The organism is Hafnia paralvei ATCC 29927, from assembly GCF_001655005.1.
Taxonomy (GTDB): domain Bacteria; phylum Pseudomonadota; class Gammaproteobacteria; order Enterobacterales; family Enterobacteriaceae; genus Hafnia; species Hafnia paralvei.
The window spans coordinates 165,293-182,314 of record NZ_LXET01000013.1 but is presented as its reverse complement, the minus strand read 5'-3'; the positions used below and the strand labels follow the sequence as shown (position 1 = coordinate 182,314).

General features: G+C 47.7%; 16 protein-coding genes. 13 read left to right on the top strand and 3 right to left on the bottom strand.

Annotated features, from left to right (window positions below; all coding sequences use genetic code 11):
- The first annotated feature begins 149 nt into the window (after positions 1–149).
- The 9 genes from M988_RS05215 (at position 150) to M988_RS05175 (ending at position 10,705) form a co-directional block, all read left to right on the top strand.
- Positions 150–1,220 (top strand): LacI family DNA-binding transcriptional regulator, encoded by a 1,071-nt coding sequence (locus M988_RS05215; protein ID WP_064573156.1) that lies wholly within the window; start codon positions 150–152, stop codon positions 1,218–1,220.
- 204 nt (positions 1,221–1,424) lie between these two features.
- Positions 1,425–2,003, top strand: a complete 579-nt coding sequence (locus M988_RS05210) for a lipoprotein (protein WP_039188620.1) — start codon at positions 1,425–1,427, stop codon at positions 2,001–2,003.
- A 59-nt stretch (positions 2,004–2,062) separates the two neighbouring features.
- Positions 2,063–3,544 (top strand): muropeptide MFS transporter AmpG, encoded by a 1,482-nt coding sequence (ampG, locus tag M988_RS05205; RefSeq protein WP_008814276.1) that lies wholly within the window; start codon positions 2,063–2,065, stop codon positions 3,542–3,544.
- 631 nt (positions 3,545–4,175) lie between these two features.
- A complete protein-coding gene (gene cyoA, locus M988_RS05200) occupies positions 4,176–5,105 on the top strand; it encodes a cytochrome o ubiquinol oxidase subunit II (RefSeq protein WP_064573155.1) in 930 nt (309 codons plus the stop codon).
- A 3-nt stretch (positions 5,106–5,108) separates the two neighbouring features.
- Positions 5,109–7,100: a cytochrome o ubiquinol oxidase subunit I gene (gene cyoB, locus M988_RS05195; protein ID WP_064573154.1), complete on the top strand. Its 1,992-nt coding sequence runs from the start codon at positions 5,109–5,111 to the stop codon at positions 7,098–7,100.
- The gene (locus M988_RS05190) at positions 7,090–7,710 is read left to right on the top strand and encodes a cytochrome o ubiquinol oxidase subunit III (protein WP_004091692.1); all 621 of its coding nucleotides are present in this window, start codon (positions 7,090–7,092) and stop codon (positions 7,708–7,710) included. Before cyoB ends, M988_RS05190 begins: the two co-directional genes overlap by 11 nt.
- On the top strand, positions 7,710–8,060 hold the full coding sequence (locus M988_RS05185) for a cytochrome o ubiquinol oxidase subunit IV (RefSeq protein WP_004091690.1): 351 nt from the start codon (positions 7,710–7,712) through the stop codon (positions 8,058–8,060). The genes M988_RS05190 and M988_RS05185 overlap by 1 nt, the downstream gene beginning before the upstream one ends.
- Positions 8,061–8,073: 13 nt before the next feature.
- Complete coding sequence (cyoE, locus tag M988_RS05180) at positions 8,074–8,964, top strand: heme o synthase (protein WP_004091685.1); 891 nt, start codon at positions 8,074–8,076, stop codon at positions 8,962–8,964.
- Between the two features lie 373 nt (positions 8,965–9,337).
- A complete protein-coding gene (locus M988_RS05175; RefSeq protein WP_008814279.1) occupies positions 9,338–10,705 on the top strand; it encodes an MFS transporter in 1,368 nt (455 codons plus the stop codon).
- Positions 10,706–11,247: 542 nt separating this feature from the next.
- Here the strand turns inward: M988_RS05175 and M988_RS05170 are convergent.
- Positions 11,248–11,739 carry a YajQ family cyclic di-GMP-binding protein gene (locus M988_RS05170; RefSeq protein WP_004096658.1) on the bottom strand — a complete coding sequence of 164 codons (492 nt, stop codon included), beginning with the start codon at positions 11,737–11,739 and terminating at the stop codon, positions 11,248–11,250.
- Positions 11,740–11,926: 187 nt separating this feature from the next.
- Between M988_RS05170 and panE the strand changes: the two genes are divergently transcribed.
- Together panE and yajL are read left to right on the top strand one after the other, a co-directional pair.
- Positions 11,927–12,838: a 2-dehydropantoate 2-reductase gene (gene panE, locus M988_RS05165; protein ID WP_008814280.1), complete on the top strand. Its 912-nt coding sequence runs from the start codon at positions 11,927–11,929 to the stop codon at positions 12,836–12,838.
- Entirely contained in the window at positions 12,801–13,391 is a 591-nt protein-coding gene (yajL, locus tag M988_RS05160; protein WP_064573150.1) for a protein deglycase YajL, read from the top strand. The genes panE and yajL overlap by 38 nt, the downstream gene beginning before the upstream one ends.
- A 2-nt stretch (positions 13,392–13,393) precedes the next feature.
- Here yajL and M988_RS05155 read toward each other — a convergent pair whose 3' ends face one another.
- Together M988_RS05155 and thiI are read right to left on the bottom strand one after the other, a co-directional pair.
- The gene (locus tag M988_RS05155) at positions 13,394–14,044 is read right to left on the bottom strand and encodes a YiiX family permuted papain-like enzyme (RefSeq protein ID WP_082919411.1); all 651 of its coding nucleotides are present in this window, start codon (positions 14,042–14,044) and stop codon (positions 13,394–13,396) included.
- Between the two features lie 7 nt (positions 14,045–14,051).
- Complete coding sequence (thiI, locus tag M988_RS05150) at positions 14,052–15,500, bottom strand: tRNA uracil 4-sulfurtransferase ThiI (protein ID WP_004096669.1); 1,449 nt, start codon at positions 15,498–15,500, stop codon at positions 14,052–14,054.
- A 247-nt stretch (positions 15,501–15,747) separates the two neighbouring features.
- Between thiI and xseB the strand changes: the two genes are divergently transcribed.
- Positions 15,748–16,005: an exodeoxyribonuclease VII small subunit gene (xseB, locus tag M988_RS05145; protein ID WP_008814283.1), complete on the top strand. Its 258-nt coding sequence runs from the start codon at positions 15,748–15,750 to the stop codon at positions 16,003–16,005.
- 2 nt (positions 16,006–16,007) lie between these two features.
- On the top strand, positions 16,008–16,913 hold the full coding sequence (gene ispA, locus M988_RS05140) for a (2E,6E)-farnesyl diphosphate synthase (protein WP_039188484.1): 906 nt from the start codon (positions 16,008–16,010) through the stop codon (positions 16,911–16,913).
- Positions 16,914–17,022 lie beyond the last annotated feature (109 nt).

Below are 17,022 nucleotides of genomic sequence, written 5' to 3'. Positions count from 1 at the left end.
GTAATGGCTTCTTTTTCACACAACTGTTATTTATGGGACAAATTGCAGCATGTAGATTTAGTCAGTACGGCAGAAATAAAACTTCAAAATATACAATTGGCTAGCCACGCAAATAATCTCATCACTCATACATGGAGTCGATCACAAAAATGACTGGCAAATTAAAAATCAAGCAGTTAGCAGAGCTTACCCAACTGTCGACCAGCACTGTGTCTCGCGTATTATCGGGTAAATCAAACGTCAGCCCTCAGGCAAAAGAGAAGGTATTTACTCACGCGAAATTACTGGGTATTTTGCACAACATACCCGCTGGACGGTTATTAATGAATTCCATATTAGTGTGTGCCCCAGCCAAAGCATTCACGCCTCATGGCGATCGTTATTATTATGAGATCATTCAAAGCATCCTCTCTGAAATCGAACATTACGACATCCGACTCAGTAAATGCAGCTTGGAGGTCAATGGGGCTGATATTTCATCATTTATAAAACTAATCAACAATGATGATATTGATGCAATAATAATAATTGGAATTGATGACGCAATGTTATACAAGCTCGCCTCGGAATCCAATAAACTGGCTATTACGATAAATGCTAAAGATAAAGAAATGCGTTTAGACAGTATTTCGCCAGACCACTATTCTTCGAGTTACAGCGCTGCGACTTATTTATTTCAAAAAGGCCATCGTCCAGTTTTACTGTTTACAGACCTACGCCGCGATACCATGCTGCTACGCCTCGACGGCTTTAAAAGAGCCTGTTTAGATCATCATGTGTTTTTTGAAGAGTCAGAGCATCTGCTGGTGAATAAGGGGTACGAGGCTGAAGAAGCTAAACTCTCGTTTGAAAAATACCTGCAAAATCGCGCTCGCGAGGCGTTGCCCTCTGCCATCCTGTGCGGAAGCAACACCATTGCTCAGGCTGTGATTGATGTTTTCGAACAGCACGGTATTCAGGTCCCAGATGACGTATCGGTCATGAGTCTAGATTTTAATATTGGAATAAAAAAAACTAACTCTCTCGATATTACTTCCGTTTATTTACCCTGTAGAGAATTGGGTCGAGAGTCTGTGTATGTTTTGCAAAGTCGGCTAACTCGTCCTGTTCGGACTGCATTTAACCTACTGTTGCAAAGCCAGTTTTACATCGGAAACTCCGTTGCTGATGTGAATTGGAAACGCAAAGATCTTTATCAGCAATCCTCCAATGACGCTTAAATGAATGAACGAGGATTCTGACATCCTCCTTACTTCGGAGATTGCGAGCTTTCCTGTATGCAATAAAATCGTTTTTCAGGGCTTCAACATCTCAACGCCAATGTTATGATGGTGAAAATTCTGTCCATCAAGTCCGTAGCTTCGCCAGTACCAAAGTCGAACACGGCGTCTTCTCACGAAAAAATGGTTATTAACTCGATGAAAATGATCACAAAACTGTTTTTCCCGCTCCTTGCCGTTTTCGCCTTGGCCGGATGCGCAACCAGCACCAATACACTAGACGTTAATCCGAAGATGGCACTGCCGCAGCAGGACCCAACCCTGCAAGGTATTACCATCAGCATTAACGGCGCCGATGTTCGTCAGGACAAAGCACTGGCGAAAGTCAATCGCGACGGTGAGTTAGTTACGCTGACCCCGTCCCGCGACCTACGTTTCCTGTTACAAGAAGTGTTGGAAAACCAGATGACTAAACGTGGTTATATGGTTGGGCCAAGCGGCGCTGTTGATTTACAGATTGTTGTAAACCAGCTGTATGCAGACGTTAAAGAAGGCAATCTGCGTTACAACATCACTACGAATGCCGATATCTCTATTATCGCTCAAGCGAAAAACGGCAATAAGCAGGTGAAGAACTACCGCTCCGTTTACAACGAACAGGGTGCATTTACTGCATCTAACAGTAAAATCACCAATGCGGTTAACAACGCGATGACGGATATTGTGGCAAACATGGCTCAAGACACCAGCATCAGCGACTTCATTAAAGCGAACGCCCGTTAATTACCCCCATCGTTTTCACCCCGCTCTGCCCTTCTGGGCAGAGCATGGGAATCAATTGAATGCCTAATTCAAATTTAGCTATTTTTGCTCATCGCAATACCGTCATATTACTTTTACTGGGTTTTGCCTCTGGCCTTCCTTTAGCTCTTACCTCAGGTACGCTTCAGGCTTGGATGACCGTTGCCAACGTCGATCTTAAAACTATCGGGTTCTTCTCTTTGGTAGGTCAGGCATACGTCTTTAAGTTCCTTTGGTCACCTATGATGGATCGTTATACGCCATCGTTTCTCGGCCGCCGCCGCGGCTGGCTGTTGGTCACCCAGGTATTTTTACTCATCACTATTTTTGCCATGGGGCTACTCAACCCGATCCAGCATCTATGGTGGCTGGCCGGATTAGCCGTTATTGTCGCGTTTTGCTCAGCCTCGCAAGATATTGTCTTTGATGCCTATAAAACCGATCTGCTCAGCGCTGAAGAGCGCGGAACCGGCGCCGCCGTTTCTGTTCTAGGTTATCGCCTTGCGATGCTGGTTTCTGGTGGACTCGCACTCTGGCTGGCCGATCGCTATTTAGGCTGGCAAGGCACCTATTGGCTGATGGCAGGTTTGATGCTGATCGGGATCGTCGCCACCCTATGCGCTCCCGAGCCACAAGTTTCTGCCCCCGCACCACGCACGCTTGAGCAGGCCGTTATTGAACCGCTCAAAGATTTCTTTGGCCGCAATAATGCCTGGCTGATCCTGCTGCTTATCGTGATGTATAAAATGGGTGATGCCTTTGCAGGCAGCCTAAGCACCACCTTCCTGATCCGTGGCGTCGGTTTTGATCCGGGTGAAGTTGGTCTCGTCAATAAAACGCTTGGCCTATTTGCCACCATCGTTGGCGCATTGTTTGGTGGCGTGCTGATGCAGCGTTTATCATTGTTTCGCGCATTGATGCTGTTTGGTATTTTGCAGGGCGTATCCAACTTCGGTTACTGGCTGCTCGCCGTGACCGATAAAAATCTGCTCACCATGGGAAGCGCCATTTTCCTCGAGAACCTCTGTGGGGGGATGGGAACCGCAGCGTTTGTCGCACTGTTAATGACGCTGTGTAATAAATCCTTCTCAGCCACTCAATTTGCGTTGCTTTCAGCCCTATCCGCCGTCGGTCGTGTCTATGTAGGACCTGTTGCGGGCTGGTTTGTTGAACTGCATGGCTGGCCGTTGTTCTATCTATTCTCCATCATTGCTGCTGTTCCGGGGCTTTTATTGCTCGCAGCCTGCCGCAAAACGTTGGAATACACGCAAACTACCGGTGAGTTCTCCCGACGAACTCGGTTTGCACGTGCCTATAAAGTCGCATCTCAGTCGCTTCTGATTGGCTGTGTGCTGATCGCGCTATGGCTAATCGGACTATTAGTAGAAAGCGTACTAAGCCTAGATGCGGGGTCAGTGATGCTGTGGTTATTGGATATCGGTTTACTGCTCAGCCTGTTTGGCATTTTACTGGGTGCAACGTTGGATTATAGAAGCCAACGTCATCATCAACAGATTATTTGATTGCGCCGTTAAATTAATTTATGCGCAAAATTTATTGAGAAATAATTAAGAAAGCATCGGCTGTTTTTTAGTCGATGCTTTTTTTATTTCGCGTCATTGCCATTTTAATAACAATTTGAATAGTTTTTTATTGCTGTTTTTTTCATCTTCCCTTCAAAAATAACCGCTCAACTCTCGTTCAAATTTATTTTTTTGCAGCGAAAAAATAAAAACATATTTTTAACAATACGGAAATTCTTTCACGTTTTGTGCTTTATATCGCTTTCTATCACTCCAAATGTAACGCGTTACATATCCCTACGATCTGTGTCACATTTTCCTATTTTAAGCTGGCAATTCATGAGCTAACGCCCCATTAAGGACTACGCTAAAAGTGACAAAAAGTGATTTTCAAGGATGTGAAATCATTTTTTGTTACATTTACTTTGTTACAACAAAGTGAAAATAACCTACTGATTTAATAGCTACATTCACCTTAAAATGCACCATGAAATGCGACATTTAAAACAAATAATCTGGACTTTTTAAACAATAGGATGACAGTCCCTTAAGAATGTTTACAGATCTGCAACCTTACCGTAAAATGCCCCTACATTTGGGACGACAGAGAGCCTTCGATTGAGGTCGTTAGATGAGACTCAGTAAATTAAATAAAAGCTTTGGGATATTATCTTTAATCGCAGCCTCAGCCTTGCTGAGCGGTTGTGATATGGCGCTTCTGGATCCTAAAGGACAAATAGGTCTAGAGCAGAGATCCCTGATACTGACTGCCCTTGGGCTGATGTTAATCGTGGTGATTCCAGTAATCGTAATGACAATTGTATTTACGCGTAAATTCCGCGCGTCGAATACGGATGCCAAATACACTCCCAACTGGTCTCACTCTAATAAAATTGAAGCTGTCGTTTGGACAGTGCCAATTATCATTATCGCTATCCTCGCAACGCTAACGTGGAAAACGACTCACGAACTAGACCCGTATAAACCACTGGTTTCAGACGTCAAACCTATCCGTGTCGATGTTATTTCCCTCGACTGGAAATGGTTGTTCGTTTATCCGGATCTGGGTATCGCGACCGTTAACGAACTGGCTTTCCCAGCGAATACTCCTGTTAATTTCCGTATCACCTCAAACTCGGTAATGAATTCCTTCTTCATTCCTCGTTTAGGCGGACAGATTTACGCGATGGCAGGCATGCAGACCCAACTGCATCTGATTGCCAACGAGCCGGGTAAATACAACGGGATCTCCAGCAGTTACAGCGGTCCAGGTTTCTCTGGTATGAAGTTCACCGCCATTGCGACGCCGGATAACGCCGCCTTTGATCAGTGGGTTGCTGAAGTTAAAAAAGCGCCAAACCAACTGACCACGATGGCTGAGTTCGAAGCATTAGCGAAGCCAAGCGAATACCATCCGGTTGAATACTTCTCTAGCGCTAATCCTGAATTGTTTGTCGATGTGATCAACAAATTCATGGGCAGCAAGAAGATGGACATGAAGAAAGACGAGCATATGGATATGGACATGGGTGAGCACGCTCACGCAGGAGCCGAGGAATAACAGATGTTTGGAAAATTAACACTCGACGCCGTCCCGTACCATGAACCCATTGTTATGGTTACGGTTGCCGGCATTATCTTAGGTGGTCTGGCGCTTCTCGCCCTGATTACCTATTTTGGAAAATGGAAGTATTTATGGACGGAATGGCTGACCTCGGTTGACCATAAACGTCTAGGTATCATGTACATCATCGTGGCTTTCGTCATGTTGCTGCGCGGCTTTGCCGATGCAATCATGATGCGTAGCCAGCAGGCGCTCGCCTCAGCGGGAGAAGCCGGATTCCTACCACCGCACCACTACGACCAGATCTTTACCGCCCACGGCGTCATCATGATCTTCTTCGTCGCGATGCCGTTTGTCGTTGGCTTGATGAACGTAGTGGTACCACTACAAATCGGTGCTCGCGACGTTGCCTTCCCATTCCTGAACAACCTGAGCTTCTGGTTCACCGTTGTCGGTGTGGTACTGATCAACCTGTCTCTTGGGGTCGGTGAGTTTGCTCAGACCGGTTGGTTGGCATATCCACCGCTGTCGGGCAAGGAGTACAGTCCCGGCGTGGGGGTAGATTACTGGATATGGAGTCTACAGATATCCGGTTTGGGTACCTTGCTGACGGGGGTTAACTTCTTCGCCACCATCATCAAAATGCGTGCTCCTGGCATGTCATTGATGAAGATGCCGGTCTTCACTTGGACCGCTCTGTGTACCAACGTTCTGATTATTGCTGCCTTCCCGATTTTAACCGTTACCGTCGCGTTGCTGACGGCAGACCGTTATCTCGGCACCCATTTCTTTACCAACGATATGGGCGGCAACATGATGATGTACATCAACCTGATTTGGGCCTGGGGCCATCCGGAAGTGTACATCTTGGTTCTGCCTGTCTTCGGGGTATTCTCCGAGGTCGTGGCTACCTTCTGTAAGAAGCGGCTGTTTGGTTACACTTCGCTTGTATGGGCGACCGTGTGTATTACCATTCTGTCGTTCATCGTTTGGCTGCACCACTTCTTCACCATGGGCAGCGGCGCAAACGTGAATGCGTTCTTCGGTATAGCCACGATGATTATCTCGATTCCAACTGGGGTAAAAATCTTTAACTGGCTGTTCACCATGTACCAAGGCCGTATCGTATTTAACTCTGCGATGCTGTGGACTATCGGCTTCATCATCACCTTCACCGTAGGTGGTATGACGGGCGTTCTGTTAGCAGTTCCAGGTGCTAACTTCGTACTGCATAACAGCCTGTTCCTGATTGCACATTTCCATAACGTCATCATCGGTGGTGTGGTATTCGGTTGCTTCGCGGGTATGACTTATTGGTTCCCGAAAGCATTTGGTTTCACGCTGAACGAAACTTGGGGTAAACGCGCATTCTGGTTCTGGATCATCGGTTTCTTCGTAGCCTTTATGCCGCTGTACGGTTTGGGCTTCATGGGGATGACCCGTCGTCTGAGCCAGCAAATTGACCCAGCCTTCCATCCACTGCTGATGGTTGCTGCGGGCGGCGCTGCGCTGATTGCATGTGGTATCACGTGCCAGCTGATTCAGATCTTCGTGTCGATTCGCGACCGCGATCAGAACCGCGACCTGACAGGCGATCCATGGGGCGGCCGTACGCTGGAGTGGTCAACGTCTTCTCCACCACCGTTCTACAACTTCGCTATCGAACCACAGGTTCACTCGCGTGATGCATTCTGGGAGCTGAAAGAAGAAGGTATCGCTTACAAGAAACCAGAGAAATATGCACCAATTCATATGCCACGTAACACTGGCGCGGGCGTCATCATTGCAGGCTTCAGCTTGGTATTTGGTTTCGCCATGATTTGGGACATCTGGTGGCTGGCGATCGTCTGCTTCCTGGGCATGATTGCAACTTGGATCGTGCACAGCTTCAACGATGATGTTGATTACTACGTTCAAGTTCCTGAAATTGAACGTATTGAAAATCAACACTTTGAACAAATTAGCAAAGCAGGCGTGAAATATGACAACTGATACTTTACATCATACTCACGGTCAGGAGGCCCATGCAGAGCATGGGCACCACGACGCCGGCGACACTAAGGTCTTCGGTTTCTGGGTCTACCTGATGAGCGACTGTATTTTGTTTGCGAGCTTGTTCGCAACCTATGCAGTCTTGGTAAACGGTACCGCTGACGGTCCATCCGGCAAAGATATCTTCGAACTGCCGTTTGTACTGGTTGAAACCTTCCTGCTGTTGTTCAGCAGCATCACTTACGGTTTCGCCATGCTGGCGATGAACAAAGGTAAAGTTGCTAGCGTAAACACTTGGCTAGGTCTGACCTTCCTGTTCGGCGCAGGCTTTATCGCGATGGAGATCTACGAATTCCATCACCTGATTGCCGAAGGTTTTGGTCCTGATAAAAGTGCATTCCTGTCTGCCTTCTTTACCTTGGTTGGCACGCACGGTATTCACGTCACTAGCGGCCTGATCTGGATTATTGTGATGATGATTCAAGTCGGCAAAAAAGGTCTGACCGCGCGTAACCGCACTCGCCTGATGTGTCTGAGCCTGTTCTGGCACTTCTTAGACGTGGTGTGGATCTGCGTATTCACCGTAGTTTATCTGATGGGGGCAATGTAATGAGTCACTCACCTACAACGGGTCACCATTCAACAGACAACAACGGTGCTAGCCACGGCAGCGCAAAGTCTTACATGATTGGCTTTATTCTATCTGTCATCCTAACGGTCATTCCGTTCTGGATGGTGATGGAAGGTACCGCTTCGCACCAAACGATTTTGATTACTGTGGTTGCGATGGCCGTGATTCAGATTTTTGTTCATCTGGTGTATTTCCTGCACATGAACACGTCATCTGAAGAACGCTGGAACCTGATAGCCCTGGCATTTACTGCCTTGATTATCGCGATTGTTGTCGTTGGCTCACTTTGGATTATGTACAACCTCAACATCAATATGATGGTCCACTAAAGAGCTGCCTGTGATGATGAAGCAATACCTGCAAGTAACAAAACCGGGCATTATCTTCGGTAACCTGATTTCGGTTATCGGTGGATTTCTCCTGGCCTCGAAGGGGAGCTTAGATGTTCCTCTATTTATCGCGACCATGGTAGGCGTGTCGCTGGTTGTCGCCTCGGGATGTGTATTCAACAACTACATTGACCGAGACATTGATAAAGTCATGGAGCGAACCAAAAACCGTGTTTTGGTGAAGGGATTAATCGCGCCTAAAGTGACATTGACCTACGCTACGCTGTTGGGCCTTGCCGGTGTTGCACTGTTATATGTCGCGGCTAATCCGTTAGCCGCTCTGTTAGCAGTGATTGGCTTCATCGTCTACGTTGGCGTTTACAGCCTGTATATGAAGCGCCATTCCGTTTATGGCACGCTGATTGGTAGTCTGTCTGGCGCGGCACCTCCGGTTATCGGCTATTGTGCTGTCAGCAATGAGTTCGATGCTGGCGCGCTAATCCTGTTGGCCATCTTCAGCCTTTGGCAGATGCCGCACTCCTACGCGATTGCCATCTTCCGCTTCAAGGATTATCAGGCCGCCAATATTCCAGTGCTACCCGTGGTAAAAGGCATCTCAGTCGCTAAAAACCATATAACGCTCTATATCGTTGCGTTTATGGTTGCCACTCTGATGCTGTCATTGGGTGGCTATGCTGGTTATAAATATCTGGTGGTTGCTGCGGCGGTGAGCGTGTGGTGGTTAGGCATGGCACTCTCTGGCTACAAAAAAGCGGTGGACGATCGCGTATGGGCACGCAAACTGTTTGTGTTCTCTATCGTTACCATCACCTGCCTAAGCGTGATGATGTCGGTTGACTTCCAGTCACCCGCAACAGAGAGCCTGCTAACAATGCTGCGCTAATATCGCTGCATCAATCACTCAGCACTCAGATTGTGCAAAAGCATTGTGCAAAAGCGTTGAAAAGCCGGATTTTATATCCGGCTTTATTTTTCCCTCTCCCCTATCCGCCTCCTAGTCTGTTCAAAATGGACAAGGTCAAGTAATCTAGCTCGGCTACAAATACGTATGTCCTAAATAACTGAAGCCGCGCTCCATACCTTTTATAGGGTCACAGAATCTGCTTCAAATATGCAGGAAAGGTTTATGCCTCGGGAAGGCTTTCCATCAACTGCCTCTAGAGCAGTGCTCATCAGAAAGCCACGAATAGCCAATAATTATTTCAACACAGCACAAATGCTGAGTTGTTGTCGCATAAAAAGAAACTGAGGTTGTAATGAATGATTTTCAGATGACACCAGAGGAACGGAAAGCCACCTGGGGTCTAGGAACGGTATTCTCACTGCGCATGCTTGGTATGTTTATGGTTTTGCCGGTGCTGACGACCTATGGCATGTCACTGGCTGGCGCGTCAGAAACGTTAATTGGAATCGCAATCGGTATTTATGGACTGACTCAAGCCGTTTTCCAAATCCCTTTTGGCCTGTTTTCAGATCGCATTGGGCGTAAACCCTTAATCGTTGGCGGTCTACTGATCTTTGCTTTGGGCAGTGCCATCGCTGCCATGACAGATTCCATTTGGGGCGTGATACTTGGCCGAGCGCTGCAAGGTTCTGGTGCCATCGCCGCCGCCGTTATGGCGCTGTTATCAGACCTGACTCGTGAACAAAACCGAACCAAAGCGATGGCTTTTATTGGCGTGAGCTTCGGCATTACGTTTGCAATCGCCATGGTTGCTGGCCCAATTATTACCCATGCTATTGGTCTCTCCGGCCTATTCTGGATGATTGCCTTGCTGGCGCTCGGCGGCGTGGTTATTACACTACTCTTTATTCCGACTCCTCATCATCACGTACTGAATCGCGAATCCAGCATGGTGAAAGGCAGTTTTAGCAAAGTATTGGCTAACAGTCGTTTGCTCAAACTCAACTTCGGCATTATGTGTGTGCATATCTTGTTGATGTCCAGCTTTGTTGCTCTTCCTCCGCTGATGGAACAGGCAGGGCTGGCGCGTGACAACCAATGGAAAGTCTATTTGGTGACCATGCTGATCGCATTCGCCTGCGTCGTTCCCTTCATTATTTACGCAGAAAAACAGCGTCGTATGAAACAGGTGTTTCAGGTATGCGTTATTTTAATGCTCGCAGCTGAAGTCATTCTCTGGTACGCCGGTTTGCACCTATGGGGCATTATTTTTGGCGTACAGGTCTTTTTTATTGCTTTCAACGTAATGGAAGCGCTTCTGCCTTCGCTTATCAGCAAAGAATCACCCGTTGGCTACAAAGGTACCGCGATGGGGATCTATTCCACCAGCCAATTCATTGGTGTAGCTATCGGCGGAAGTCTCGGCGGTTTCTTGTATGCGCACGACGGTGCCGCTACCGTTTTTACCGGCTGCGCAGTACTTGCGGTTATTTGGCTTGCCGTTAGCCTCACGATGCAAGAACCGCCTTATGTCAGCAGCCTTCGCATTGTTATTCCAGCAGGAATTCCGGCCACACCACAGCTAGAACAGGCGATTAAGCAACATCACGGCGTAGCTGACGTGGTGCTGATCCCTGAAGAACAAACAGCGTATGTGAAAATTGACTCTAAGATCACAAGCCGTGGAGAGATAGAGTTGTTTGTGGCGGGGCAGCATTAGGTGTTTGTAATTTTTTATGGGCAATTTCGTGCGCCTAATACACCGAAACCAGAATGTACAGGGTGCAGGCGTCCGAGCAAGGCGGCTCAATCGCCGCCTTCCAACCAGATTATTTCTATACTAGAACGGTGAAGGTTTTCGTCCGCCCGTTAGCATTAGTTTCTCCATGATGCCACTGGCGTAGGCGTCCGACGAAAGGTTGCCTGCGCGCAACCTCTCGACTCTCGCACTTTTTACCGCGTCGTTTGGCCGACCGGTCTCGGAGCGCACATCCTGTACGCCCTCAACCTACCGCCATCTTCCCTGATGGCGGTTCTATCACGCATTTCATTCAACACGAAAAAAACACAGCAATATTGTTTTTTTTGTGTCTTTTTAATTGTTTAAGTCTTGGTAGGGAGAGCCGCCGATACAGGGATGTATCGGCGGAGTTTGGGGCGCCCTGGATGGGCGATACCAAACCGGAGCGGGAATGGCGTCTCGGATAACAAGCACAAGGTTTGAAGGGGGCGCGTGCAGCCCCCTCTCCCGTGAAAACCGTATTAATCTCTGAAATTATTAAACTGGAATGGTTGCCCCAGATCGGCGCCACGGATTAATGCCATTACACCTTGTAGGTCATCACGTGATTTACCTGTAACGCGCACCTGCTCGCCCTGAATCTGGGTTTGCACTTTCAGCTTGCTGTCTTTGATAAGCTTGATAACTTTCTTCGCCATCGTAGTATCAATACCTTTTTTCAGCTTGGCTTCGATACTGTAAGTTTTCCCGCTGTGTTCGATTTGCTCTGGAACTTCCAGCGCTGCACCGTCGATGCCACGCTTCGCCAGTTTTTCACGCATAATATCGACCAGCTGATTCACCTGAAAATCTGAAACACTGGAAATCTTAATGCTTTCGTTTTTTTCAATCAGCTCAAAGCTGGCTTCGACGTTGCGAAAATCCCAACGGGTTCCCAGCTCACGTGAAGCGTTCTCTACGGCGTTACGGACTTCTTGAATATCAATTTCTGAAACGATATCGAATGAAGGCATGCTAAATCTCCTCTCGGTTGAATGCCGAGCATAATAGCGGCTTCCTACGTCGATGCAACTCTAGCCGCAGTCCTTACACCATAACAGATGCTTCCCACTGCGATCTGCGTCATAAAAGTTTATACTGATAAGATTGAATATTTCTGCTTTGCGCGCAAATTGCCCGATGTATCGGGAAGGAGGCCAAATGAAAATAACAGTTCTTGGTTGCGGAGCGCTAGGGCAGCTATGGCTATCAGCATTGGAACAGGATGGGCATGATGTTCAGGGTTGGCTACGCGTACCGCAGCCCTATTGCCCTGTGAACATTATCCAACTGGATGGAAAGTCATATAATAAAAATCTTGCGGCTAACGACCCCATGCATTTGGCAGAGAGTCAAATTCTGCTGGTCACGCTCAAAGCGTGGCAGGTATACAATGCTCTAGCGCCCCTTTTGCCTAAAATCTCCCCATACTGTCGCATCATCTTGCTACATAACGGGATGGGAAGCCAAGACGAGCTCCCCTATGTTGAGCAGCCCCTTTTCCAAGGAGTAACCACTCACGCAGCGAGACATGATGGTAATACCATTATCCATGTCGCAGCAGGCGCCACACATATTGGCCCAACTAACTCTGCGGCCATTGGTCAAAGCAATATTGCAGAGGTTCTGCATCATGCACTTCCCGATGTGGCGTGGCACGACAACATTATGCCCGCCATCTGGAAAAAGTTAGCCGTCAACTGTGTAATCAATCCGCTGACAGTGATCTACAACTGCCGTAACGGTGACCTGCAAAAATATATGCCGCATGTCGTAGCCCTCGTCAAAGAGATCGCCTACGTGATGGAAGCCGAAGGATACAGTACCTCGTCAGACAGCTTGCTGCACTACGTCACCAATGTCATATGTATGACCGCCGACAATTATTCATCAATGTACCAAGATGTTCTGGCACAGCGTCATACCGAAATTGATTATATTACGGGCTATTTGCTGAAAATGGCGCGTAAGCATGGTATTAGTCTCACCGAAAATAGCCATGTATTTGAAACTATTAAACGAAAGGAACAAACCTATGAGCGCATCGGCTCTGGTGTGTCTGGCTCCTGGTAGCGAAGAAACCGAAGCAGTGACCACTATCGATCTGCTGGTTCGTGCCGGCATTAAAGTTACCACCGCAAGCGCCGCGGGAAATGGCGATCTGATGATAACCTGTTCGCGCGGAGTCAAACTGCTCGCAGATAAACCGTTAGTGCAGGTCGCCGATGAGTCTTATGACGTTATTGTTTTACCGGGCGGAATTAAAGGCGCGGAGTGTTTCCGAGACAGTGAACTGGTAGTGGAGAAAGTGCGCCAAATGCACTTGGAAGGCAAATTGGTTGCCGCCATCTGTGCCGCTCCGGCACTGGTACTAGCGCACCATAAACTGTTCAGCGTCGGCAATATGACCTGTTTTCCGACTCTGAAAGATAAAATCCCAGAGAATCAATGGATCGATAAACGCGCCTATTACGATGAGCGCGTCAATTTACTCACCAGCCAAGGCCCCGGTACTAGTATCGATTTTGCGTTAAAAATTATTGATGTGCTGCTAGGCAAAGAAAAAGCTGCCGAAGTGGCAGCTCAGTTAGTTCCTGCATCGGGGATTTGGGCATACAACGAATAGGCTCAGTATCCTACCGACGCCACGGTTTCCAGTAACGGTGAATCAAACATCGCCACCGGAGAAATAACCTGCTCATTGAGCGGTAATTTATCGCCATAACGAGCCTTGATAATTTTCTTCACTGCAGGGGAAGAGAGATCAAAATCCTCTATCCTCTGCACGGTTCCAATTTTCAATCCAGCCGCGCGGAAATACATCTTCCAAACCAGTTCAGAACAATAAATATCTGTGTCTGACCAACCAAACAAGATGTCATATGGCTTACCGATAAAATAACCTGCCTGCTGATTTAACGCCTGCACCTGCGCAGTCGACAGGGGCTGTTTTAGGCGTTTAGCCACATAAGATTTTCCCACCCCGTGATCGATCCATTTCTGCAAAGGGGTGTATCTCACGTCGCCCGACGCTTCAAAAACCATGGGATGATTATTCTTCAATAAGACAATTCCAACATGACTCCATATGGAATGTGTGGCCTTATGAATCGCCAAACTCTGCGACGATGGCGACGTTTGGAATATAATATCACCGGGCTGCGGTTGCCATGCTAGGCTTGCTCGCGGCTGCATGAAGAGCAGCAACAAGCACACCACAATAGCCAGACTGATAATACTTTTGCCCGTAATCCTTTTAGGCTCAGACCTCATTTCCATATGGTTCCTATGGTCGATACACCTTCACATTGTTATAGCCCTGCTCTTTAAGATACAGCGCCTGCAAGCGGCTCATCACACCTCTGTCGCAGTACAACACATAGCTTCGGCTCTGATCGAGATCGCCAAATTGGGTAGCGAGTTTGTAGAATGGTAAGCTTTTGACTTCTAACCCTTCAATTTTAAGCGGCTTATCTTCCTGTTCGTCATTCGAACGGATATCCAACACCACTTCATCACCGGTTAAAGCCTCAACGGTTTCAACTTCAATTACCTGTTCGCTAGTCTGCTCAGCAATTTCACGGATATCCATGTTTTGCGCTTCAGCGACCACGCGTTCGAGGATGTCAAAATCAAAGTTTTCCTCTTCGGCTTCAATCTTAGACTTCACTGCTTTTACGGTTGGGCTTTTCGAAATCACACCGCAGAACTCAGGCATGGTTTTCGCAAAGTCTTCAGTACCAATTTCCCTAGCCATATCAATGATATGTTCTTTATCATGAGAAATCAGCGGACGCAGAATCAGTGTGTCAGTAACGCCGTCAATCAGACGCAGGTTAGTCAGTGTCTGGCTAGAGACCTGTCCCAGTGCTTCACCGGTAACCAGTGCCTGAACACCATAGCGCTCAGCCACTTTGGACGCTGCTCGCATCATCATTCGCTTGAGGATAACACCCATTTGGCCATCATCCACTTTCTCAAGAATCTCACCAACAACGGGAGCGAAATCAATAGCGACAAAACGCACGCGATGAGAGCTACCAAAGCGATTCCACAGATAATGAGCAACCTGTTTCACACCGATTTCATGAGCGGAACCACCCAAATTAAAGAAGCAGTAATGCACACGGCACCCACGGCGCATCAGCATATAGCTAGAAACACCCGAGTCAAAACCACCGGAAATGAGCGACAGAACATCTTCCTGCGTGCCGATAGGATAACCGCCCAAGCCTTCATAGCGCCCTTTAATCAACAGCAGGCGATCGTCTTCGATCTCCAAATGTACGGTAACTTGAGGATGAGATAACTTAACTTTGGCGCTTTCAATATGCTGATTTAACCCGCCACCGACATAACGTTCGACTTCGATAGAGGTAAATTCATGCTTACCACGACGCTTAACTCGGACGCAGAAGGTTTTCCCCTCCAGCTTGTCACGGTACATTTCGAGCGTTTGCTCGAAGATGTTGTGCATATCGGTGTATGGGCAATCATCAACTTCTAAAATGTGATGGATCCCCGGGATTCGCGTTAAAGCATCACGTACCTGCTCGGTACGGCTTTCATCTTTAGCACGAACTTCGATATGATCCCAATGGCGTACGATAGCCACTTCATCAATCTGCTTTTTCAGAACGTTGCGAATGTTCCCTGTTAGGATCTTGATAAAGCGCAAACGCACTGATTGGCTTTTGATGGTGATTTCTGGGAATAATTTAATGATAAACTTCATGGCGGCCGTGGCTATTTCGTCGTGATTTACGTTAAAAGGGCTTACACTACGTACCCTAAATTGAGGACGTAATGTACAAGGCGCGCAGTATAGCACTAAGTTGTAAGCTGGCGCACTGAACCTCATCTCATGAGTTGAAAATCCGTAATTTGCCAAGTCCTGCAGAGTCCGGTAACGTGGCGAAAAATTCTGGAACTCCATCGCTGAATCACTGTTGATTACAGAACATATAAAAGAAAAGAATACTATGGCAAAAAAAGCACCCGCGGCGCCCAGCTTTGAGCAGGCACTGAGCGAACTGGAACAGATTGTTACTCATTTAGAATCTGGCGAGCTGCCATTAGAAGACGCGCTGAATGAATTCGAGCGTGGCGTGCAGCTAGCTCGCCTTGGTCAGCAAACGTTGCAACAGGCAGAACAACGCGTGCAGATCCTACTTAATGACGATAAGGATGCCCCTTTATCCCCTTTTAACACGGATCACGTCAGTGTGGATAAAAGTTAAACATGGTTGTTTTTGAACAGTTACTCAAAACCTATCATCAGCGCGCCGATGCAGCGCTTATTCAGTATATAGAGCCTCTGCCCTTTGCTGATGGACAACTCGTTGCCGCTATGCGCTACGGTGCTTTGCTCGGTGGCAAACGCCTACGTCCTTATCTGGTGTATGCCACCGGAGAGATGTTTGGTCTATCATTAGATAATCTGGATGCACCTGCTGCGGCCGTTGAATGTATTCATGCTTATTCCCTGATGCACGACGATTTGCCCGCCATGGACGATGACAATCTGCGTCGGGGTCAGCCCACTAGCCACATCAAATTTGGCGAGGCACATGCTATTTTAGCCGGTGACGCATTACAAACGCTCGCCTTTTCCATTCTAGCCGACAGCCCAATGCCCGACGTCGCGGTCAGCGATCGACTAGCAATGCTGAGTGAATTAGCTCAAGCCAGTGGCGTTGCGGGGATGTGCGGCGGCCAAGCGCTAGATTTGGAAGCCGAAGGCAAACACGTAGACTTACAGTCGCTTGAGCGAATTCACAACCATAAAACCGGCGCACTGATCCGCTGCGCGATCCGTATGGGCGCTCTGGCTGCGGGTGATACTGGCCGCGCTGCGCTACCTCTGTTAGACCGCTACGCAGCGGCGATTGGTCTCGCATTTCAAGTTCAAGACGATATCCTAGACGTTATCGGCGACAGTGAAAAAACGGGCAAACCGCAAGGTTCAGATCAAGAGCTAGAAAAGAGCACCTACCCTGCTCTGCTCGGTCTAAAACAAGCCCAAAATAAAGCTCTAGATCTGTATCAAGATGCAATACAGGTACTTGAAGAGCTTGAGCAACACCACAGCATTGACACTCTGGCGTTAAAATCCTTAGCCAGTTTTATCATTGAGCGCGATAATTAAGACAAATAAAAAACCACGCATTCATTCTATGCCCAAAATAGTTGGAGTTGCGTCAAAGCAGCAAACAAGTAACCCCCTTTGAACTGACTTAGGTCAGAATATCGGGTAA